The organism is Paraburkholderia sp. SIMBA_030 (assembly GCF_046535245.1).
Classification (GTDB): domain Bacteria; phylum Pseudomonadota; class Gammaproteobacteria; order Burkholderiales; family Burkholderiaceae; genus Paraburkholderia.
Map to the genome: position 1 here is coordinate 212,936 of NZ_JAWRXB010000004.1, position 20,309 is coordinate 233,244.

Annotated in this window: 18 protein-coding genes; 14 read left to right on the forward strand and 4 right to left on the reverse strand. The window is 61.9% G+C overall.

Annotated features, from left to right (window positions below; all coding sequences use genetic code 11):
* Position 1: 1 nt before the first annotated feature.
* On the reverse strand, positions 2-1,333 hold the full coding sequence (locus SB772_RS08440; protein WP_410832807.1) for a homoserine dehydrogenase: 1,332 nt from the start codon (positions 1,331-1,333) through the stop codon (positions 2-4).
* A gap of 75 nt (positions 1,334-1,408) precedes the next feature.
* A complete protein-coding gene (locus SB772_RS08445) occupies positions 1,409-2,656 on the reverse strand; it encodes a pyridoxal phosphate-dependent aminotransferase (protein ID WP_410832808.1) in 1,248 nt (415 codons plus the stop codon).
* Positions 2,657-2,776: 120 nt separating this feature from the next.
* Here SB772_RS08445 and SB772_RS08450 point away from each other — a divergent pair, with 120 nt between their 5' ends.
* The 13 genes from SB772_RS08450 (at position 2,777) to SB772_RS08510 (ending at position 16,420) form a co-directional block, all read left to right on the forward strand.
* Positions 2,777-2,917 carry a hypothetical protein gene (locus SB772_RS08450; protein WP_410832809.1) on the forward strand — a complete coding sequence of 47 codons (141 nt, stop codon included), beginning with the start codon at positions 2,777-2,779 and terminating at the stop codon, positions 2,915-2,917.
* A 249-nt stretch (positions 2,918-3,166) separates the two neighbouring features.
* On the forward strand, positions 3,167-3,541 hold the full coding sequence (locus SB772_RS08455; RefSeq protein WP_410832810.1) for an Mth938-like domain-containing protein: 375 nt from the start codon (positions 3,167-3,169) through the stop codon (positions 3,539-3,541).
* Between the two features lie 301 nt (positions 3,542-3,842).
* Positions 3,843-5,579: a glycosyltransferase family 39 protein gene (locus SB772_RS08460; RefSeq protein ID WP_410832811.1), complete on the forward strand. Its 1,737-nt coding sequence runs from the start codon at positions 3,843-3,845 to the stop codon at positions 5,577-5,579.
* Between the two features lie 25 nt (positions 5,580-5,604).
* Entirely contained in the window at positions 5,605-5,976 is a 372-nt protein-coding gene (locus SB772_RS08465) for an SMR family transporter (protein ID WP_410832812.1), read from the forward strand.
* A gap of 255 nt (positions 5,977-6,231) precedes the next feature.
* Positions 6,232-7,383, forward strand: coding sequence for a DegT/DnrJ/EryC1/StrS family aminotransferase (locus SB772_RS08470; RefSeq protein ID WP_410832813.1), 1,152 nt, complete (start codon positions 6,232-6,234; stop codon positions 7,381-7,383).
* Positions 7,384-7,389: 6 nt separating this feature from the next.
* A complete protein-coding gene (locus tag SB772_RS08475; RefSeq protein WP_410832814.1) occupies positions 7,390-8,433 on the forward strand; it encodes a glycosyltransferase in 1,044 nt (347 codons plus the stop codon).
* On the forward strand, positions 8,430-9,365 hold the full coding sequence (locus SB772_RS08480; protein ID WP_410832815.1) for a formyltransferase: 936 nt from the start codon (positions 8,430-8,432) through the stop codon (positions 9,363-9,365). Before SB772_RS08475 ends, SB772_RS08480 begins: the two co-directional genes overlap by 4 nt.
* A complete protein-coding gene (locus SB772_RS08485; protein WP_410832816.1) occupies positions 9,362-10,408 on the forward strand; it encodes a bifunctional UDP-4-keto-pentose/UDP-xylose synthase in 1,047 nt (348 codons plus the stop codon). The genes SB772_RS08480 and SB772_RS08485 overlap by 4 nt, the downstream gene beginning before the upstream one ends.
* 10 nt (positions 10,409-10,418) lie before the next feature.
* On the forward strand, positions 10,419-11,315 hold the full coding sequence (locus SB772_RS08490; protein ID WP_410832817.1) for a polysaccharide deacetylase family protein: 897 nt from the start codon (positions 10,419-10,421) through the stop codon (positions 11,313-11,315).
* A 127-nt stretch (positions 11,316-11,442) separates the two neighbouring features.
* A complete protein-coding gene (locus tag SB772_RS08495; protein WP_410832818.1) occupies positions 11,443-11,904 on the forward strand; it encodes a peroxiredoxin in 462 nt (153 codons plus the stop codon).
* Positions 11,905-12,251: 347 nt separating this feature from the next.
* Positions 12,252-14,117, forward strand: coding sequence for a PhoH family protein (locus SB772_RS08500; RefSeq protein ID WP_410832819.1), 1,866 nt, complete (start codon positions 12,252-12,254; stop codon positions 14,115-14,117).
* Positions 14,118-14,322: 205 nt separating this feature from the next.
* A complete protein-coding gene (locus SB772_RS08505) occupies positions 14,323-15,507 on the forward strand; it encodes an NlpC/P60 family protein (RefSeq protein WP_410832820.1) in 1,185 nt (394 codons plus the stop codon).
* A gap of 106 nt (positions 15,508-15,613) precedes the next feature.
* Positions 15,614-16,420, forward strand: coding sequence for an SDR family oxidoreductase (locus tag SB772_RS08510; protein ID WP_410832821.1), 807 nt, complete (start codon positions 15,614-15,616; stop codon positions 16,418-16,420).
* 56 nt (positions 16,421-16,476) lie between these two features.
* Here the strand turns inward: SB772_RS08510 and SB772_RS08515 are convergent, their stop codons facing one another.
* Positions 16,477-17,487 (reverse strand): anion permease, encoded by a 1,011-nt coding sequence (locus SB772_RS08515; RefSeq protein ID WP_410832822.1) that lies wholly within the window; start codon positions 17,485-17,487, stop codon positions 16,477-16,479.
* Positions 17,487-18,113 (reverse strand): DUF47 domain-containing protein, encoded by a 627-nt coding sequence (locus tag SB772_RS08520; RefSeq protein WP_410832823.1) that lies wholly within the window; start codon positions 18,111-18,113, stop codon positions 17,487-17,489. The genes SB772_RS08515 and SB772_RS08520 overlap by 1 nt, the downstream gene beginning before the upstream one ends.
* A gap of 1,430 nt (positions 18,114-19,543) precedes the next feature.
* On the opposite strand from SB772_RS08520, the gene SB772_RS08525 reads away from it, so the two are divergent.
* Positions 19,544-20,224: a hypothetical protein gene (locus tag SB772_RS08525; RefSeq protein ID WP_410832824.1), complete on the forward strand. Its 681-nt coding sequence runs from the start codon at positions 19,544-19,546 to the stop codon at positions 20,222-20,224.
* Positions 20,225-20,309 lie beyond the last annotated feature (85 nt).

Sequence of the window (20,309 nt, forward strand, 5' to 3'; positions counted from 1 at the left end):
CCTAGTTGAGCGCTTCCATGCGCAGCTTCGTGACTTGCGAGACCACGGTCTTCAGCGCTTCGATCGTTTTGATCGCGGCGTTGACGTTCTTTTCGACCGTCTCGTGGGTGATCAGGATGATGTCGGTTTCGCCCTTGCCGTTCGCGTCGACCTGCTCGGATTCCTTCTGCAGCAGCGCGTCGATCGAAATGCCGGTGTCCGCGAGAATGCGCGTGATGTCGGCCAGCACGCCGGTCACGTCAGCCACGCGCAAACGCAGGTAATAGCCGCTCGTCACTTCGTCGATCGGCAGGATCGGCGTGCTCGACAGGCTGTCCGGCTGGAACGCCAGATGCGGTACGCGATGTTCCGGATCGGCCGTGTGCAAACGCGTCACGTCGACCAGATCGGCGACCACCGCGGATGCCGTCGGCTCCGCGCCCGCGCCCTTGCCGTAGTACAGCGTCGTGCCCACTGCGTCGCCGTGCACGACGACCGCATTCATCGCGCCTTCCACGTTCGCCAGCAGGCGCTTTTCCGGAATCAGCGTCGGGTGAACGCGCAGCTCGATGCCCTTGTCCGTGCGGCGCGCGATGCCGAGCAGCTTGATGCGGTAGCCGAGTTCTTCGGCATATTTGATGTCGATCGCAGCAAGCTTGCTGATGCCTTCGACATAGGCGCGGTCGAACTGCACCGGCACGCCGAACGCGATCGCGCTCATGATTGTCGCCTTGTGGGCGGCGTCCACGCCTTCGATGTCGAAGGTCGGATCGGCTTCGGCGTAACCCAGCTCCTGCGCGGCCTTCAGCGCGGTCGCGAAGTCGAGCCCGCGATCGCGCATCTCCGACAGGATGTAGTTCGTCGTACCGTTGATGATGCCGGCGATGTACTGGATCCGATTGGCCGTCAGCCCTTCGCGCAGCGCCTTGATGATCGGAATGCCGCCCGCCACCGCCGCTTCGAACGACACCATCACGCCGTTGACGCGCGCCGCTTCGAAAATCTCCGTGCCGTGCACCGCGAGCAGCGCCTTGTTGGCGGTCACCACATGCTTGCCGTTGTTGATCGCGCGCAGGACGAGATCGCGCGCGACACCCGTGCCGCCGATCATTTCCGCAATGATATCGATCGACGGATCGTCGACCACCGCGTTGAAGTCATCGGTCAGCGCCACCGTGCCGGCCGCGCTGCCGAGCGCCGCGCTCGCTTTGGCGGGATTGCGCACGGCGATGCGCGCGATCTCGATACCGCGGCCCGCACGGCGTTTGATTTCTTCCTGATTGCGGCGCAGTACCGTGAAGGTGCCGCTGCCTACCGTGCCGAAGCCCAGCAGTCCAACTTTAATCGGTTCCATGCAGCGTGTGTTTTCGAGTAAGTGATTTAAAGGAAACGGGTGCCGGGACGGCGCGCGGCGCGCGCCGAATCCGCGTTAAGCCGTGTGGTGTTTGCGGTAGCCGTCGAGGAAGCGTGCGATCCGGTTGATCGAATCCGCGAGATCGTCCACGTTCGGCAGGAACACAACGCGGAAATGATCCGGCGTCTTCCAGTTGAAACCGGTGCCCTGCACGAGCAGCACGCGTTCTTCCAGCAACAGATCGAGGATGAACTGCTGGTCGTCCTGGATCGGATAAATCTTCGGGTCGAGGCGCGGGAACATGTAGAGCGCCGCTTCGGGCTTCACGCAACTTACGCCGGGGATGGCCGTCAACATGTCATACGCGAGTTCGCGCTGTTTGTACAGGCGGCCGCTCGGCACGATCAGGTCGTTGATGCTCTGATAGCCGCCGAGCGCGGTCTGGATCGCGTACTGGCCGGGCACATTCGGGCACAGGCGCATCGAGGCCAGAATGCCGAGCCCTTCGAAGTAATCTTTCGCGTGCCGGCGGTTCTCGCCGGTGAGACCCGAGATGAACATCCAGCCGGCGCGGTAGCCGCATGACCGGTAGCTCTTCGACAGGCTGTTGAACGTGACGGTGAGCACGTCTTCGGACAACGCCGCCATCGAGGTGTGCTTCTTGCCGTCGTAGACGATCTTGTCATAAACCTCGTCGGCGAAAATCACGAGGCCGTGCTGGCGCGCGATCTCGATCAGGCCGAGCAGCAGTTCGTCCGAATATAGCGCGCCAGTCGGGTTGTTCGGGTTGATCACGACGAGCGCGCGCGTGTTCGGCGTGATTTTCGCGCGGATGTCGTCGAGATCGGGCATCCAGCGGTTCGCTTCGTCGCAGATGTAATGCACCGGCGTGCCGCCCGACAGGCTCACGCCCGCGGTCCACAACGGATAGTCCGGGGCGGGCAGCAGCACTTCGTCGCCGTCGTTGAGCAGGCCCTGCATGGCCATCACGATCAGTTCGGATGCGCCGTTGCCGATATAGATGTCGTCGAGTTCGACGCCGTGCACACCCTTTTGCTGCGTGTAATGCATGATCGCCTTGCGCGCGGCGAACACCCCCTTGGAATCCGAGTAGCCGGACGAGCCCGGCAGATTCAGGATCATGTCCTGGATAATTTCATCCGGCGCGTCAAAGCCGAACGGCGCGAGATTGCCGATGTTCAGCTTGATGATGCGATGGCCTTCTTCTTCGAGCCGCTTCGCATGTTCGAGGACGGGCCCGCGAATGTCGTAGCAGACGTTCAACAACTTGTTGGATTTCAGAATCTGTTTCACGGCGGGCACTTCATCCTGGTTGATAGGCTTGGGCGAACAAGCGGGGGCGAAACAAACGCCGGGCCGGGCGAGTCCGCGGATACGGGGAATTCTGACGCGGCGCGGCCAGCGGCGGCCGGCAGACGTGCGTTGGCCCGGCTTCGCGCACATATCGCCGCCGACCCGGCGGATCGCGCCGGTGAAGCAGCCAAACTGGCGAACGCCGGGCGCAACAACGAGCAGCCGGGCAAAAACGACGAGCAAAACGGCGCGCGGAACGAAGGCGGGTAGCCGGCCGCGCCTGGCTCTCGCGTGCGGCTTGTGGCGGCACATAAGGCGAGGGGCGCCGCTTTCCGGCTAAAAAGCTATAATTTAGCGGATTTTGGCCGACTTCCGCAATGCACCAACCGCAACGGCAAGCCTTTTCGGCCGCTTCTGTCCCACTCGCGTGTCCCACTCGCGTCAAACCGCCCTGCTCCAGTTCCGCCCGGTCAGGCCGCCAACACGCATGATGTCTCACGACGACTTCGGAAAACGAATTTGAAATTACATCAGGATTCCAGCGGCGCCCTGAACACCGTCACCGGTTACGGCGCCGACTATGTCGAAATCAATCTGGTACGCCATTCGGGCAGCATTCTCGTGCTGCCGGAAGCGCCAGTCATCCCTTGGCCCGTTTCCTCGTTCGAGCAGTTGAGCGCCGAACACTTCGCCATGCTGGTGGAGTCCGCGCCCGAAGTGGTCGTGTTCGGCAGCGGCGAGCGGCTGCGTTTCCCGCATCCGCGCCTGACCGCCGCGCTCACCGCCAAACGCATCGGCGTCGAAACGATGGATTTCAAGGCCGCCTGCCGCACCTACAACATTCTGATGGCCGAGGGCCGCAAGGTCGCGGCCGCGTTGCTGATCGAAGCGTAACGGCGCCGTATGGGTGCGGCGCTGGTGCCGTGCAGGCGCAAGCCGTTGCCGCATATAACGCCTGACGCCTGCGGCAACCGCATCGCCGAACTGACCGCACGCCTTGGCCGCGTCACGGCCGATAACGTACACTGCGCGCCATCGGTGCCGTGCCGGCGCCCCGTGGATCGCCATCGGCAGCAAGTGTCGTCTCGTGCCCTGCAGCCGGCCACGGGTGGCCAGCCCTCCGAAGCACCAGCCGTCATTTCCGAACAACAATGCAACGCTGCCCCATGCGGCGTCGCCAAAAAGGTTGAAATCCATGAACGATACGCCGTCCCGGCTACCGCTCAATCGCACCACGATCCTGCTGCTCGTGCTGGCCCTCGCCGTGATCTGGTTCGTGCCGCTCGGCTGGCGCCATCTGCTGCCCAGCGACGAAGGCCGCTACGCCGAAATGGCGCGTGAGATGTTCGTCACCGGCGACTGGATCACGCCGCGCTACAACGGCTACAAGTACTTCGAGAAACCCCCGCTGCAAACCTGGGCGAACGCGCTCACGTTCGCGTGGTTCGGCATCGGCGAATGGCAGGCACGGCTTTACACCGCGCTGACGGGCTTTGCCGGCGTGCTGCTGATCGGCTTTACCGGCGCGCGCGTGTTCAACGCGGCAACCGGCGTGTTCACGGCGCTCGTGCTGGCGACCTCGCCGTACTGGAACCTGATGGGCCATTTCAACACGCTCGACATGGGCCTGTCGTTCTGGATGGCGCTCACGCTCTGCGCGCTGCTGCTTGCGCAGCGCCCCAACCTGCCGGACGCCAACGTGCGCGGCTGGATGTGGCTGTGCTGGGCGTCGATGGCGATGGCGGTGTTGTCCAAGGGTCTCGTCGGCGTAATCCTGCCGGGCGCGGTGCTGGTGCTGTACACACTGCTCGCGCGCGACTGGGCCGTCTGGAAGCGCCTGCACCTGATCGGCGGCCTGATCGTGTTCTTCGCGATCGTCACGCCCTGGTTCGTGCTGGTGCAACAGCGCAATCCGGAGTTCCTGAACTTCTTCTTCATCGTCCAGCAGTTCAAGCGCTATCTGACGCCTGAACAGAACCGCCCCGGGCCGTTCTACTACTTCGTGCCGGTACTGCTGGTCGGGTTCCTGCCGTGGCTGTCGATTACCGTGCAAAGCGTTCGCCACGCGTGGCGCCAGCCGCGCCAGCCGAACGGCTTCGCACCGGTGATCCTGCTGCTGGTGTGGACGGTGTTCATCTTCCTGTTCTTCAGTGCGTCGCACTCGAAGCTGCTGTCCTACACGCTGCCGATCGCCCCGGCCATCGCGCTGCTGATCGGCATGTATCTGCCGCTGGTCACGCGTGAGCAGTTGCGCCGCCATCTGGCCGGCTACGCACTGTTCCTGGTGGTGGCGGCATTCGCCGCGCTGTTCCTGACGCGCTTCGGCAGCGCGCGCAATCCCGCCGAGCTGTATGCCGAATACCGCACCTGGGTGCTGGCCGCACTCGCCGTCGCCTTCGTGCTGACACTGGCCGCGCTGTGGCTGAACCGCCGCAGCCGGACCGGCATTTTCGGCGCGGTCGCGGCCTTCGGCTCGGCGTGGCTGTTGCTCGGCATCATCGCCGGCACCGGTCACGACGTGTTCGGACGGCTGAGCTCCGGCGCGCCGCTCGCGCCCGCGATCAAGGCCGAAATCGCCAGACTGCCGGCGGATACGCCGTTCTACTCGGTCGGCGTGCTCGACCACACCCTGCCGTTCTATGTCGACCACACGATGATCATGGTCGCGCATCCGGACGAGCTGGCGTTCGGCATTTCCGTCGAACCGCAGAAATGGGTGCCGTCGGTCGATGCCTGGGTCGAACGCTGGAAGGCCGAACGCTACGCGCTCGCGCTGCTCCCGCCGTCCACCTACGACAAGCTGCTTGCCCAGCACCTGCCGATGCAGGTTGTCGCGCGCGACTCGCGCCGGGTGGTGGTGATCAAGCCTGTGGCTGCATCCGACGCCGCGGCGCCGGACGCAGCCACGCCGGTAGAAAAACACCAACAGTGACCCCACATCAGGATCAGAACGTTAGATGAACCCGATTTCCCTCTTTTGCATTCTCGCCGGCGTCACGTTGAACGCCGGCGCGCAGTTGCTGCTCAAAGCCGGAACGAATGCCGTTGGACACTTCGAATTCACCCGTGCGAACATCCTGCCCATCGGCTGGCGGCTCGCCACCCAGCCGCCGATCATCGGCGGGCTGGCCTGCTATGTGATCAGCGTCGCCGTGTGGGTGATCGGACTGTCGCGGGTGGACGTGTCGATTGCCTATCCGATGCTCTCGCTCGGCTACGTCGTCAACGCGATCGCGGCGTGGTATCTATTCGGCGAAGTGATGTCGGTGCAGAAGCTGATCGGGATCGGGATCATCCTGATCGGTGTAGTCATCCTGGCGCGCAGCTAGGCGCAAGGCCCCGGTAGTGGCTTGCCGGACATGCCTTATTACCGTTTATTGCGACCGCCGGCGCGACCTCGCGAGACGCCGGCGGCAAAAGATACTGTAAGCCGGGCATCGACACCGGCTAAGCAAAACGTAAGGATGGCCGCGGTATCCTGTAAGGTTGCGCCCTTTTTTAGCCGTGGCCTTGGGTTTGCGCGTAGTTTGTGCTCTACTTCGCGCCCTTCGGGTTGCGCCCCTTTCAATCGAGCGAAGCATTCAATGAGCCAGTCAACAGTCCCGTTTTTGCCGTTTGTCAAACCCGAAATCGATGAAGAAACGATCCAGGGCGTCGCCGACGTGCTCCGCTCCGGTTGGATCACCACCGGCCCGCAGAATCAGAAATTCGAAGCAGCGCTCTCAGAGTTCTGCGGCGGCCGTCCGGTGCGCACCTTCAATTCCGGGACGGCGACGCTCGAAATCGGGCTGCGGATTGCCGGTGTAGGCGAAGGCGACGAAGTCATCACCACGCCCGCCTCGTGGGTCGCGACCAGTAATGTAATCTATGAAACCGGCGCGACGCCGGTGTTCGTCGACATCGATCCGGCCACCCGCAATATCGACCTCGTTCTGCTCGAAAAAGCCATCACGCCACGCACCAAGGCGATTATTCCGGTTTATCTGTCGGGCCTGCCGGTCGACATGGATCGTCTCTACGAAATCGCCCGCGCCCACAAGCTGCGCGTGGTAGAAGACGCCGCGCAGGCGTTCGGCTCGACGTGGAAAGGCGAGCGCATCGGCAAGCTCGGCGATATGGTCTCGTTCAGCTTCCACGCGAACAAGAATCTGACCTCGATCGAAGGCGGTGCGCTGGTGCTGAACAACGAGGAAGAAGCGGTCCTCGCGCAGAAGTACCGGCTGCAAGGCATCACCCGTACCGGCTTCGACGGCATGGACTGCGACGTGCTGGGCGGCAAGTACAACCTCACGGACGTCGCCGCGCGCGTCGGCCTCGGTCAATTGCCGCATCTGGAGCGCTTCATCGCGCAGCGCAAGAAACTCGTGCGCGCGTACTTCGCCGGTTTGGAAGGCGGCGCGGCGGTGAAGCTGGGTGTCGGCCTGCCGCTTGCCGACTTCGAGAACAGCAACTGGCACATGTTCCAGATCACGCTGCCGCTCGAAAAACTGTCGGTCGATCGCGCCGGCTTCATGGGCGCGCTCAAGGAGCGTGGCATCGGCTCGGGCGTGCACTATCCGGCGATTCACCTGTTCTCGCTGTATCGGGCACGCGGCTTCAAGGAAGGGATGTTCCCGCACGCGGAGCGCTTCGGCGCGACCACTGTCACGCTGCCGTTGTTCACGCTGATGAACGAAGGCGATGTGGAACGGGTCTGCCGTGCGGTCAACGAAATTTGCGAACAATACGGAAAATAAGCGGAAATGAGTTATTCGGAACATCGCGCCGTCGCACCGGAAGTGTCGATCATCATCCCGGTGTACAACGAGGAAGCCGGACTGGCCGCGCTATTCGCGCGCCTTTACCCGGCGCTCGACGCGCTCGGCACCGGCTATGAAGTGATCTTCATCAACGACGGCAGCCGCGACAAATCCGCCGCCCTGCTCGCCGAGCAGTTCCGCGCGCGGCCCGACACGACCCGCGTGATCCTGCTGAACGGCAACTACGGTCAGCACATGGCGATTCTGGCGGGCTTCGAGCAATCGCGCGGCGAGATCGTGATCACGCTCGACGCCGACTTGCAGAACCCGCCGGAAGAAATCGGCAAGCTGGTCGCGAAGATGCGCGAAGGCTTCGACTACGTCGGCACGATTCGCCTGCAACGCCAGGACAGCCTGTGGCGCCGCAAGGCATCGCGCGCGATGAACCGCCTGCGCGAGCGCATCACCCGCATCAAGATGACCGACCAGGGCTGCATGTTGCGCGCGTACAGCCGTCACATCATCGATACGATCAATCGCTGCGGTGAAATCAACACCTTCATCCCGGCGCTCGCCTACACCTTCGCGCAGAATCCGGTCGAGATCGAAGTCGCGCACGAAGAGCGTTTTGCCGGCGAGTCGAAGTACTCGCTGTATTCGTTGATCCGGCTGAATTTCGACCTGGTCACCGGTTTCTCGGTCGTGCCGCTGCAATGGCTGTCGTTCATCGGCGTGATTCTTTCGCTCGGTTCCGCGGCGCTGTTCGTGCTGCTGCTGATTCGCCGCTTCATCATCGGCGCGGAAGTGCAAGGTGTGTTCACGCTGTTCGCCATCACCTTCTTCCTGCTCGGCGTGATCATCTTCGCGCTCGGCCTGCTCGGCGAATACATCGGGCGGATCTATCAGCAGGTGCGCGCCCGTCCGCGCTATCTGGTGCAGACGATTCTCGAACAGCGCGACGGCGCCACCGTCACCGAGGCGCCGCGTCAGGCGGTCGTGCAGGCCGTGCAAACCGCGCCGCTGATCGATCAGGGACCCAACCCATGAAACCGCGCGCAGTCGTCTTCGCGTACCACAACGTCGGCGTGCGCTGCCTGCAGGTGCTGCTCGCGCGCGGCGTCGACGTGGCGCTGGTCGTCACCCACGAAGACAGCCCGACCGAAAACATCTGGTTCGGCAGCGTCGCGTCAGTGGCCGCCGAGCACGGCATTCCGGTCGTCACGCCGGCCGATCCGAAGAGCGCCGAACTGCGCGCCGCGGTGAGCGCCGCGCGGCCGGACTTCATCTTCTCGTTCTACTACCGCCATATGTTGCCGGTCGACCTGCTGGCGCTTGCCGCACGGGGCGCTTACAACATGCACGGTTCGCTCTTGCCCAGGTATCGCGGGCGCGTGCCGACCAACTGGGCGGTGCTCAACGGCGAAATCGAAACCGGCGCGACGCTGCACGAAATGGCCGCCAGGCCCGACGCGGGCGCGATCCTCGCGCAAACGCCGGTGCCGATCCTGCCCGACGACACCGCTGCGCAAGTCTTCGACAAGGTCACGGTGGCCGCCGAACAAACCCTGTGGCGCGTGCTGCCTTCATTGCTGGCGGGCGAAGCGCCGCATCTGCCGAACGATCTGTCGCACGGCAGTTACTATGGCGGGCGCAAGCCCGAAGACGGCCGCATCGACTGGGCCCAGCCCGCGCAGCAGGTCTACAACCTGATCCGCGCGGTCGCGCCGCCCTATCCCGGCGCGTTCACCGATATCGGCGACAAGCGCTTCATCATCGCCCGTGCGCGCCTGGCCACGCCCGGCGCGCTTCGCTCGGATTTGCCCCCGGGCCTGCACGTAAGCGATAATGCCGTTTTCGCGATATGCGGCGACGGTCGCGCGATCGCCATCCATGAATTGCGGCACCAGCACGACGGCGGCGAAACCGTCGTCACCCCGGCCGAATTCGCCCAGCTCATCCAAACTCCCCGTCATTCATGAAAAAAGTCCTGATTCTGGGTGTGAACGGCTTTATCGGCCATCACCTGTCCAAACGCATTCTCGAAACGACCGACTGGGAAGTGTTCGGGATGGACATGCAGACCGACCGCCTCGGCGACCTCGTCAATCATGAGCGGATGCACTTCTTCGAAGGCGACATCACGATCAACAAGGAGTGGGTCGAGTATCACGTCAAGAAATGCGATGTGATCCTGCCGCTGGTCGCGATCGCCACGCCCGCCACGTATGTGAAGCAGCCGCTGCGTGTGTTCGAACTCGACTTCGAGGCGAACCTGCCGATCGTGCGTTCGGCCGTCAAGTACGGCAAGCACCTCGTGTTTCCGTCGACCTCCGAGGTCTACGGCATGTGCACCGACGAGCAGTTCGATCCGGAAGAATCGCAACTGTCGTACGGTCCGATCAACAAGCCGCGCTGGATCTATGCGTGCTCGAAGCAGCTGATGGATCGCGTGATCTGGGGCTACGGCATGGAAGGCCTGAACTTCACGCTGTTCCGTCCGTTCAACTGGATCGGCCCGGGCCTCGACTCGATCTACACGCCGAAGGAAGGCAGCTCGCGCGTAGTCACGCAGTTCCTCGGCCACATCGTGCGCGGCGAGAACATCAGCCTGGTGGACGGCGGCGCGCAAAAGCGCGCGTTCACGGATATCGACGACGGCATTGGCGCGCTGATGAAGATCATCGAGAACAAGGACGGTGTCGCCACGGGCAAGATCTACAACATCGGTAACCCGACCAACAACTTCTCGGTGCGCGAACTCGCGCACAAGATGCTGGCGCTGGCAGCCGAATTCCCGGAATACGCGGAAACGGCCAAGCAGGTGCAACTGGTCGAAACGTCGTCGGGCGCGTACTACGGTACCGGCTACCAGGACGTGCAGAACCGCGTGCCGAAGATCGACAACACGATGCAGGAACTCGGCTGGGCGCCCAAGTCGACCTTCGACGAAGCGCTGCGCAAGATTTTCGAAGCGTATCGCGGCCATGTCGGCGAAGCACGCGCTCTGGTCGAACAGCAATAAGGTCTGATCCTTGGCCCGTATCGTCCTGAAGATCGACGTCGACACGCTGCGCGGCACCCGCGAAGGCGTGCCGAATCTCGCACGCATCTTCGACCGCTTCAAGGCGCGCGCCACCTTCCTCTTCAGCCTCGGGCCCGACCATACCGGTTGGGCGATGCGCCGCGTGCTGCGGCCGGGCTTTCTGCAGAAGGTGTCGCGCACTTCGGTGGTCGAGCACTACGGCATCAAGCAATTGATGTACGGCGTGCTACTGCCCGGTCCGGATATCGGCGTGAAGACCGCCGCGGAAATGCGCGCGATTCATGAAGCCGGATTCGAATGCGGCATTCACACGTGGGACCATGTGTACTGGCAGGACAACGTGCGTTCGCAAGACCGCGAGTGGACCGTCAGGCAGATGCAGAAGAGCCACAACCGTTTCGTCGCGATCTTCGGCACTCCGCCGGTGACGCACGGCGCGGCCGGCTGGCAGATGAACGGCCACGCGTTCGAACAGATCGACGCATGGGGCATGCGCTACGCGTCCGACGGCCGCGGCCATTCGCCGTATCTACCGGTGGTCGACGGCAGGCAACTGTCGCATGTGCAGATGCCCACCACGCTGCCGACCCTCGACGAAGTGCTCGGCGTGGATGGTGTCGATCTGAACAACGTCGCCGCTTGGATGTTGAAGCGCACCGAACACAATCCGCGCGATCAGGTGTTTACGCTGCACGCGGAACTCGAAGGACAAAAGCTCGCGCCGATTTTCGAACAGTTGCTGGACGGCTGGCGCGCGCAAGGCCACAGCTTCGCGACGATGGGCGATTACTACGCCACGCTGGACCGCAGTACGCTGCCATCGTACCCTGTTACGTGGGGTGAAATTCCAGGCCGCTCCGGCGAGTTGATTGTCCAGCCGTCATAGGCGGCCCTGACCGAACCGACCGGTGGGCATCCGTGCTCCGCGCACCGGTCAACCTCCCCGCAAGCCTCTATGCCGGGCCGACGCTACCGCAGCAATCCGGCGCCGGCCATCACAACCGGAGAACCTCGTGCCCATCGCAGTCGACCAACCCGTCCCCGACTTCACCGCCCCTGCTACCGGTGGCGAGATCACGCTGTCCAAGCTGCGGGGCAAGAAGGTGGTGCTGTATTTTTATCCGAAGGACAACACGCCGGGCTGCACGACCGAAGGTCTGCAGTTCCGCGACCTGTATCCCAGGTTCAAAAAAGCCGGCTCGGAAATTCTCGGCGTGTCGCGCGACAGCCTGCGCTCGCATGACAATTTCAAGGCCAAGCTCGAATTGCCGTTCCCGTTGATCTCGGATCCGGAAGAAACGCTGTGCGCGCTCTTCGGTGTCATGAAAATGAAGAAAATGTATGGCAAAGAGGTACGGGGAATTGAGCGCTCCACGTTCGTCATCGACGGCGAAGGCGTGCTGCGCCAGGCTTGGCGTGGCGTGAAAGTGCCTGGGCACGTCGATGAGATTCTGGAGGCTGTACAAGCGCTTTGAGGCGCGTTATATTGGGTTGCAATGAGTGCCTGTCCACCCCATTCTTTCCGCAGCTGCGCCAGACTTCACGGCCGTTTTGTCGGTGCCGTCGAAGCCGCGAGGCGCAACGCGATGACCATAGGCGAGCCGCTTGCCCCGTACGCCGGGGCGGCGGCTTTTTTAATTGCGCGCAGCCGTTCGTTCACTCGGCCACGCGTTTCCGTTAAGGAGCCGATCGAAGACCAGGCGAACCGGCATCTCTAGACCGAAAGCGCGCCTCCGGGCGCAAACTGCGTGCGCACACACTGGCACCGGCAGAATGCGACAGGCGGCGCACGATATGTGACCCGATTATTTTGAGGGAAACCATGCCTTTGCCTACCCCCCCCAGCAAGCTCGGCAATCTCCTGCCGCCTGACGAATACAAGGCCAAAGCCGCCGCGCCGGCGCGCTCCGCCGCGAAGAAACAGGCGAACGAAGGGGAAACCGCAGAGCCGGCCGATTACGGCCGCGCGAACGTCGCCACGCCGATGGCGCATGCCGCCAATGCCGCAACCACCTTGCGGCCCGTACCGGCATCGTCGGCTTCCGCCAGCGCCGCTGCCGGGCAAGCCGCACCGGCACGCAACCGAAAATCGAAGCAAACCGCCGCTTTGCTGCAACCGGTGCCTGCCACCCGTCCGCAAGCCGAACCCGCCCAAGCTGCGCCTGCCGCACAGCAGCAGCCGGTGGTCGCACGCACGCCGAGCGCAAAACAACCTGCCGCCAGCGCACCTGCTGCGGTCGCGCCCAGTACGCGCAGCGCCGGCAAGAAACGCGGCGCAACCGTCGACGTGGTCGAAGCACAGAAGCTCTTCGTGCTCGACACCAACGTGCTGATGCACGATCCAAGCTGCCTGTTCCGTTTCGAGGAACACGACGTCTATCTGCCGATGATGACGTTGGAAGAACTCGACAACCACAAGAAAGGCATGTCGGAAGTCGCGCGCAACGCACGCCAGGTGAGCCGCACGCTGGACGCGCTGGTGGCGAACGCCGGCAACATGTCGGACGGCATTTCGCTGGCGCGCCTGGGCAGCCGCGAGGCGTCCGGGCGACTGTACTTCCAGACCAAGCTCACCGCGATCGAGCCTGTCGAAGGCCTGCCTGAAGGCAAGGCCGACAACCAGATTCTCGGCGTCGTGCGCGCGTTGCAGCGCGACCGGATGGACCGCCAGGTCGTGCTGGTGTCGAAAGACATCAACATGCGCATCAAGGCGCACGCGCTCGGTCTGCCCGCCGAAGATTATTTCAACGACCAGGTGCTCGAAGACAGCGATCTGCTGTTCTCAGGCATTCGCGCGCTGCCGCAGGATTTCTGGACCAGGCACGCAAAGGGCATGGAGAGCTGGCAGGACACCAAAACGGGCACCACGTATTACCGCGTGACCGGACCGCTCTGCGCGTCGATGCTGGTCAACGAGTTCGTCTATCTGGAGCCGCAGAACGGCGAGCCGACCTTTCATGCGCTGGTGCGCGAGTTGAACGGCAAGACCGCGCTCCTGCAAACCTTGCGCGACTACGGCCACCACAAGAACAACGTGTGGGGTATCACGGCGCGCAATCGCGAGCAGAATTTTGCGCTGAACCTGTTGATGAATCCGGAAATCGACTTCGTCACGCTGCTGGGTCAGGCCGGCACCGGCAAGACCCTGGTCGCATTGGCCGCAGGTCTCGCGCAGGTGCTCGACGACAAGCGCTACAACGAGATCATCGTGACGCGCGCCACTGTCCCGGTCGGTGAAGACATCGGCTTCTTGCCGGGCACGGAAGAGGAAAAAATGCAGCCGTGGATGGGTGCATTCGACGACAACCTCGAAGTGCTGCAAAAGACCGACGATGCCGCCGGCGAATGGGGCCGCGCCGCGACTCAGGAACTGATCCGCTCGCGCCTGAAGGTCAAGAGCATGAACTTCATGCGCGGCCGCACGTTCGTGGACAAGTATCTGATCATCGACGAGGCGCAAAATCTGACGCCCAAGCAGATGAAGACGCTGGTCACGCGCGCCGGTCCTGGCACGAAGATCATCTGCCTCGGCAATATTGCGCAGATCGATACGCCGTACCTGACGGAAGGCAGTTCGGGTCTGACGTACGTGGTCGACCGCTTCAAGGGCTGGGCGCACAGCGGGCACGTGACGCTGGCGCGCGGCGAGCGCTCGCGCCTCGCGGATTACGCGTCGGAGATCCTTTAAGTTTCAACACCTTAGCTTCGGCTAGAAGCCGCCTCCGGTTCATACCGGAGGCGGCTTTTTTATTGGCTCCGCGTCCGCACCAGGCAACACTTAGCGCACAAACTTCAAGTAAGTTGTCAAGAGTTCTTGCTTGGGCCATGTTTGACGGGCTACCATCCGGACATCGTCTGCCTTTAAACGAACGTTTACCGCTCGCCTGGTCTTCATGTGCCGACTCGCATTTTCGCTCCTGATCGTTTCGCTGCTCGCCGCCTGTGCCGGCGCGCCGCAGAAGACGTCGCGCGGGTCCGGCAGCTCGCTCACCGTGGCGAACGGCGCTTATCGTACGCCGCCGCCGGGCTTCCCGAATTTCGTCGATCACAGCATCGGCCGTGAGGAAATCTCGATTCAGGCGATGAGTCTGGTCGGCATTCCATACCGCTGGGGTGGCAATACGCCCGATAGCGGCTTCGATTGCAGCGGATTGGTTCGCTATGTGGTGTCGCGCGCGGCATCCGTGAATCTGCCGCGGACCACTTCGGATATGAGCGGGCGCGGCGAATCGATCGAGCCGGACGAAATCGCGCCTGGCGATCTGATTTTCTTCAACACGACCGGGCGCGCGCATTCGCACGTCGGTATCTACGTGGGCAAGCTGCGCTTCGTCAATGCGCCGTCGACGGGCGGCACGGTGCGGCTCGATTATTTGACCAATCCGTATTGGGCAAAGCGCTTCGACGGGATCCGACGCGTGGCTGCGCCGGCTACAGGACCGGCACCGTTCGATACGCCGGGTTATCAGGCTTCGGCGCCGCAGGAACGGACCGCACCGGTGTACGCGGGCACTGCGGCAAACCTGGCGCCGACAGCGAAAGCGGCGGCGCCGCAACCGCCGGCCTATGCAGCAGGCTCGTTGGCGCCGCAGCAAGCAACGCGCGTTACAACGACGTCTCGTGCTCCATTGATAGCGGCCACCCAGCCAAGCGTCGCGCCGAACGCGGCCTTACCTGCACAAGCTGATCCTTTTGAACCGCCGCCGCCCGGCATGAGCGCCGCGCAAATGCAGGCGCGCGCGGCAGGCGCTGTTTCGCCGACGCCGGTTCAAGCTACCCAGCAACCCGTCATACCGGATAACACTCCCGCAAATTCGGTGGCTCAAGACGTTGCGACGCCGCAAGCCGCCGCGCCCGTTTCCGTCGCCCGCGCTCCCGACCCGATCGACGCCGCCGCCGATGCGTTCGAACCGCCCCCGCCCGCCTCCGTCGCAGTGCGCCAGGCGCAGCAAGCGCGTCAGGTGGATGCGAATGAGGGTGTGCAGATCATGCGAGCGTCCACCGCCTCGCGCGGCGTCGCCGCACCCACGCAAACCACCGACGACCCCATCGCCCGTTTCGCCAACGGCAATTTCTGACGCCGCCGAGAAACGCGCTACAGACCTCATCATCCGCGCCCGGCCCTGCTGTAACGCCTCCGATCTGCTATCGTCTTCGATATTCTTCCGACAGCGGGTGGTGACGATGGATCTCGGGCTGAAAGACAAGGTGGTGCTGATCACGGGCGGCAGCAAAGGCATCGGACTCGCCTGCGCCCGCGCGTTCGCGATGGAAGGCGCCAAGGTCGCGATCGTCTCGCGCGACCCCGCCAATCTCGCACGAGCCTACGAAGAGTTGCGCCAGCAAGGCCTGCACGTGCATCGGACGCGCGCCGACCTGCATGAACCGCACAGCGCCGCCGACATCGTCGAGGAAGTCACGACTGCGGTCGGCCCGATCGACGTGCTGATCAACAGTGCCGGCGCAGCCCGCCGCTACGACCCGGAAACACTCGATGCCGAAGCCTTCCGGGCGACCATGGACGCGAAATATTTCCCGTACATCTATCCACAGCAGGAAGTGCTGCGCCGCATGGCCGAGCGGGTAAAAACCGGAGAAGGCGCCGGGCCCGGCACGATCGTCAATATCATCGGCATGGGCGGCAAGATGGCAAGCGACATCCACATCGCCGGCGGCGCCGCGAACGCGGCGCTCATGCTCGCGACCGTCGGCCTTGCGCACTACTACGCGCGCTACGGTATTCGCATCAACGCGATCAATCCGGGTTCGACGCTGACAGAGCGCGTCGAGGAAGCGGTCAAGCTGGAAGCGTTGCAGCAAGGCATCGACAGCGCGGACGCGCTGGCGCGCGGCCAGGCGAAAGTACCGCTCGGACGCTACGCGAAACCGGAGGAAATCGCCGACGTCGCGCTGTTTCTGGCGAGCCGCCGCGCGAGCTATGTGACGGGCGCAATCGTCCCGATGGATGGAGGCAGCACGCCGCTGATCTGAACGGCGTGCTTTACAGCTTTACGGGCTTTATAGCGCGGAAGCTGCGCTTGCCACGCTTACAGGAAGCGGTGGCCGAGCCACCAGGCTGCCGCGGCGAGCGCCGCGGAGGCCGGAATCGTCAGAATCCACGCCCAGACGATATTGCCGGCGACGCCCCAGCGCACCGCGCTCAGCTTCTGTGTAGCACCGACACCGACAATCGCGCCGGTAATCGTATGCGTGGTGGACACCGGAATGCCGAGCCACGACGCGGTAAACAGTGTGATCGCCCCGCCCGCTTCCGCGCAAAAACCGCCAACCGGCTTCAGCTTGGTAATCTTCTGCCCCATTGTGCGAACGATCCGCCAGCCGCCGAAAAGCGTACCGATACCCATCGACAGATAACAGCCACCGATCACCCACATCGGCGGCGTATCCGCGATCGACGACGCATAGCCGGTCGCGATCAGCAGCATCCAGATGATGCCGATGGTTTTCTGCGCATCGTTGCCGCCGTGGCCGAGGCTATACAAACCCGCGGAGATCAGTTGCAAGCGCCGGAAACGCCGGTCGACCCTGCTCGGTGGCGTACGGAAATAAATCCACGACACAGCCAGCATGAAGAATGAGCCGAGCACGAACCCGAGCAGCGGCGAGACGAAAATGAAGGCCACCGTCTTCATCAAACCGTCGGCATTGAGCGAACCCCAGCCCGACTTGGCTAGCGCCGCCCCCACCAGGCCGCCGATCAGCGCATGCGACGAACTGGACGGAATGCCGTAATGCCACGTGATGATGTTCCAGCCGATCGCGCCGACCAGCGCGCCAAAAATCACATAGTGATCGACGATCCCCGGATCGATCGTGCCCTTGCCGACTGTCTGCGCCACTTTCAGATGGAACACGAAATACGCGACGACGTTGAATGCCGCCGCGAACGCCACGGCCTGGTGAGGTTTCAGCACGCCAGTCGACACGACCGTGGCGATCGAATTCGCCGCGTCGTGGAAGCCGTTCATGAAGTCGAAAATCAGTGCGACGGCGACCAGGGCGGCGACCGCCCAGATAGCGAGTTGTATCGATTGCATTATGCGTTTTCCAGCACGATGCCTTCGATGATGTTCGCTACGTCCTCACACTTGTCGGTGATCGTTTCGAGCAGTTCGTAAATTGCTTTCAGCTTGATCAGCGTCTTGACGTTGTCTTCTTCGCGGAACAGCTTCGACATCGCCGAGCGCAGCACGCGGTCGGCTTCCGATTCCAGACGGTCGATGTCCTCGCAGGCCTTCAGGATCTGGCTCGCCTGCTTCATGTCCGACAGCAGGCTGACGGCGTACTGCACGCGCTCGGAGGTGGATGTGCAGATGTGCGCCAACTGGCTCGCTTCCGAGGTCACCGCCTGCACGTCGTACAGCGAAATAGCGGTGGCGACGTCCTCCATCAGATCGAGGATGTCGTCCATCGTGGTGATCAGCTTGTGGATCTCGTCGCGGTCGAGCGGCGTGATGAACGTCTTGTGCAGCAGGTCGATGGCTTCGTGCGTAAGCTTGTCAGCGGCCTTCTCGGCCTTTTGCACGTTTTGCTTATGCGTTTCGGCGTCTTGCAGATTGTCGATCAGCAGCTCGAGTTCGTGGCTCGCCGAGACGATGCACTTTGCATGCGCATTGAAAATTTCAAAGAACTTGCCCTCGGTGGGCATGAAGCGACCGAACATTTAGCCTCCGCGTTACCGCGATTTTTCAATTTAATCAGTAGCTTGCCGAAACTGACGCGGCGCGTCGGTCACGCAATATGAAAATTGTACGAAAGCGCAATTTGCATGCCTCAAGCGTGACAGCTTCGTGACAAGCCGCGATTCTATCGGAAATGGAGATGCGAGCGGACGACTGTTGCGCATCGGGTAACGGAGAGTAGAAAGCAGGAACCGATTGCGCGCGTGGCCGCGCAAGCGGCGATCAATGCCGCCGTTGACCTCGGCAAGCGCACAGATCGCCTCAGCAACTAGCCAGGTTTGTAACGCCCTTTCAATTTGGCTGAAAACCCCGGCTCCACACCATCTATAAACGCGAGCAGGCCGGCGAGTTCATCTTTTTCTTCGGGCGCCAATGACCCCGTGGTGCTCTTGTGATACATAGCGCGCGCAAGGCGCTTACGCTCGCGCCCAACCGAAACCAGCCCGTCTGGGGTGATTACAATAACCGTCCGATTGCCTGCACGTGAAGCATGCACGGTCTTGTGTTGATTAACCGCGATTTTCGGATAAGCGAGCGCCTCTAGGGTTTCGTAACAAATCCTACATAATTGGACAGAATTTGCTGCCGCTTACATGAAAAAACGATGTCGTCTGCGTCAACTCTGCCAAATGGCGCTCAAACAATACGAGATCATTGTAGATTGAGTCGTGAGCCCAATCTTTATAATGTTCGGCCATGCGGATGCGTCGCAGGTCATTGTCATTTTTTGCCAACTCTCGATACACCGCGTCTCGCAGTGAGGCCCACCACACAAAAAAAAGAAGCCCTGATAGGGCTTCACTCGTGAATGGTCGAGACCAATTTTTGATACAAGCGATGTTCTGAGATCGCTCATTTATTCCTGCCTTACCTAAAGTGCGCCGCGAAGCCGCTTTCGGGTTTTCCGAGTGCCCGCAGGAAAACGCGGAAGCGGTTTCGCGGCGGTAATCTCGTTCAATCAGTGTCAGTCTGGCGAAGCGCCCGACTATCCTACGGAGCCCGTCGTAGAATCGCGTAAAGCCCGTGGATAGTAGTCAAGACCAACTGAAACCGTCAGGAATTTTTTACGTCACGCCTACCGAAACGCTTTGCGCGCAAGGGACTACAGTCCAGGCTCGCTATCAACACCCCTACGCGGCAAATTTCCACGAGATGTATTTATCTTCGCCCGCTCTACATTCGACTTGACGCGACCGGTAGATGCGATCTATCTCGCTAGGCGATTGCAGTCAACCCCGCATGCGAAGAACGATCCTGGGTCGGCGCAACGGCCTGTTTCCGTATAAATTTCGTACGGTGTCGGTCGCGCAAAGGAAAAGGCTTCCCAGCGCCTGCGCCGAGCCTCGCGAGTGACATCAGAGATATGCCCTAGGAAGGCAATCCGCCCGACGCTGCCGCGCCGAAGTCGCCATTGATCGCGCCGCACAGAAATCTTAAAGGAGCACGAGATTGGACCAACTGCTTAGTCTCCCTGGCAAAAAATTGGGACGTAGTGTCGAACGCTCCGCTCGCGTTCTTTGCCCTTGCAGCCGCCATGTTCTCGCTGGCATACCTTGCAGCAAAGTGGAAATACACCGCCACCATCAGCCACATGCAAGCAGCTAGCGACACACTGAAAGAGCGACTCGTTTTGAAAACGGAGCAAGCGGAAGGCTACTTAGAACGCGCGCTTAAATTCGATGAGAAGGCGAAGGAAGTGGTCGATTCGAGTGAAAGCGCGTTGCAGGATAAAACGCTCACCCTCGTTGCACAACTACGGGATTTCATGGAGAAATCTAAAGCAGCGGACTACCAAGCAACGAATGCTGAAAGATTAGAGATGTCGCATGCTATCTCTGACGATCAGAAAAGCACGGCTTGGAGCCGTTCAATGAATTCATCCATGCAGCGATCAAATCAAGTTCATGCTGAATACGATAGGCGTTTTAAGGTTGATGCAATTTTGCTGCGAGACGAGTTACGGAGCCGCTTGCCGGAGTACTCTCCCGACCAATTGGCCGCGCACTCTTATGAGCACCCGACGAACTACTTCGACATGGGGGCGGTCGCAGATGACCTGGAGAAGATGGCGAAATTGCTAGAAGCAGACTGAGCAAGTAAATAAATGTCACAGATTGCAAAGTTAGGACTAGTCTGATAGACCCGCGCTGGGTGACTGTATATAAATCGACAGATTT

Coding starts and splice junctions, on each gene's coding strand:
- SB772_RS08480 (WP_410832815.1), top strand. CDS start 8,430: ATGAAACCGCGCGCAGTCGTCTTCGCGTACCACAACGTCGGCGTGCGC.
- SB772_RS08470 (WP_410832813.1), top strand. CDS start 6,232: ATGAGCCAGTCAACAGTCCCGTTTTTGCCGTTTGTCAAACCCGAAATC.
- SB772_RS08440 (WP_410832807.1), bottom strand. CDS start 1,333: ATGGAACCGATTAAAGTTGGACTGCTGGGCTTCGGCACGGTAGGCAGC.
- SB772_RS08465 (WP_410832812.1), top strand. CDS start 5,605: ATGAACCCGATTTCCCTCTTTTGCATTCTCGCCGGCGTCACGTTGAAC.
- SB772_RS08520 (WP_410832823.1), bottom strand. CDS start 18,113: ATGTTCGGTCGCTTCATGCCCACCGAGGGCAAGTTCTTTGAAATTTTC.
- SB772_RS08510 (WP_410832821.1), top strand. CDS start 15,614: ATGGATCTCGGGCTGAAAGACAAGGTGGTGCTGATCACGGGCGGCAGC.
- SB772_RS08500 (WP_410832819.1), top strand. CDS start 12,252: ATGCCTTTGCCTACCCCCCCCAGCAAGCTCGGCAATCTCCTGCCGCCT.
- SB772_RS08475 (WP_410832814.1), top strand. CDS start 7,390: ATGAGTTATTCGGAACATCGCGCCGTCGCACCGGAAGTGTCGATCATC.
- SB772_RS08505 (WP_410832820.1), top strand. CDS start 14,323: ATGTGCCGACTCGCATTTTCGCTCCTGATCGTTTCGCTGCTCGCCGCC.
- SB772_RS08485 (WP_410832816.1), top strand. CDS start 9,362: ATGAAAAAAGTCCTGATTCTGGGTGTGAACGGCTTTATCGGCCATCAC.
- SB772_RS08460 (WP_410832811.1), top strand. CDS start 3,843: ATGAACGATACGCCGTCCCGGCTACCGCTCAATCGCACCACGATCCTG.
- SB772_RS08515 (WP_410832822.1), bottom strand. CDS start 17,487: ATGCAATCGATACAACTCGCTATCTGGGCGGTCGCCGCCCTGGTCGCC.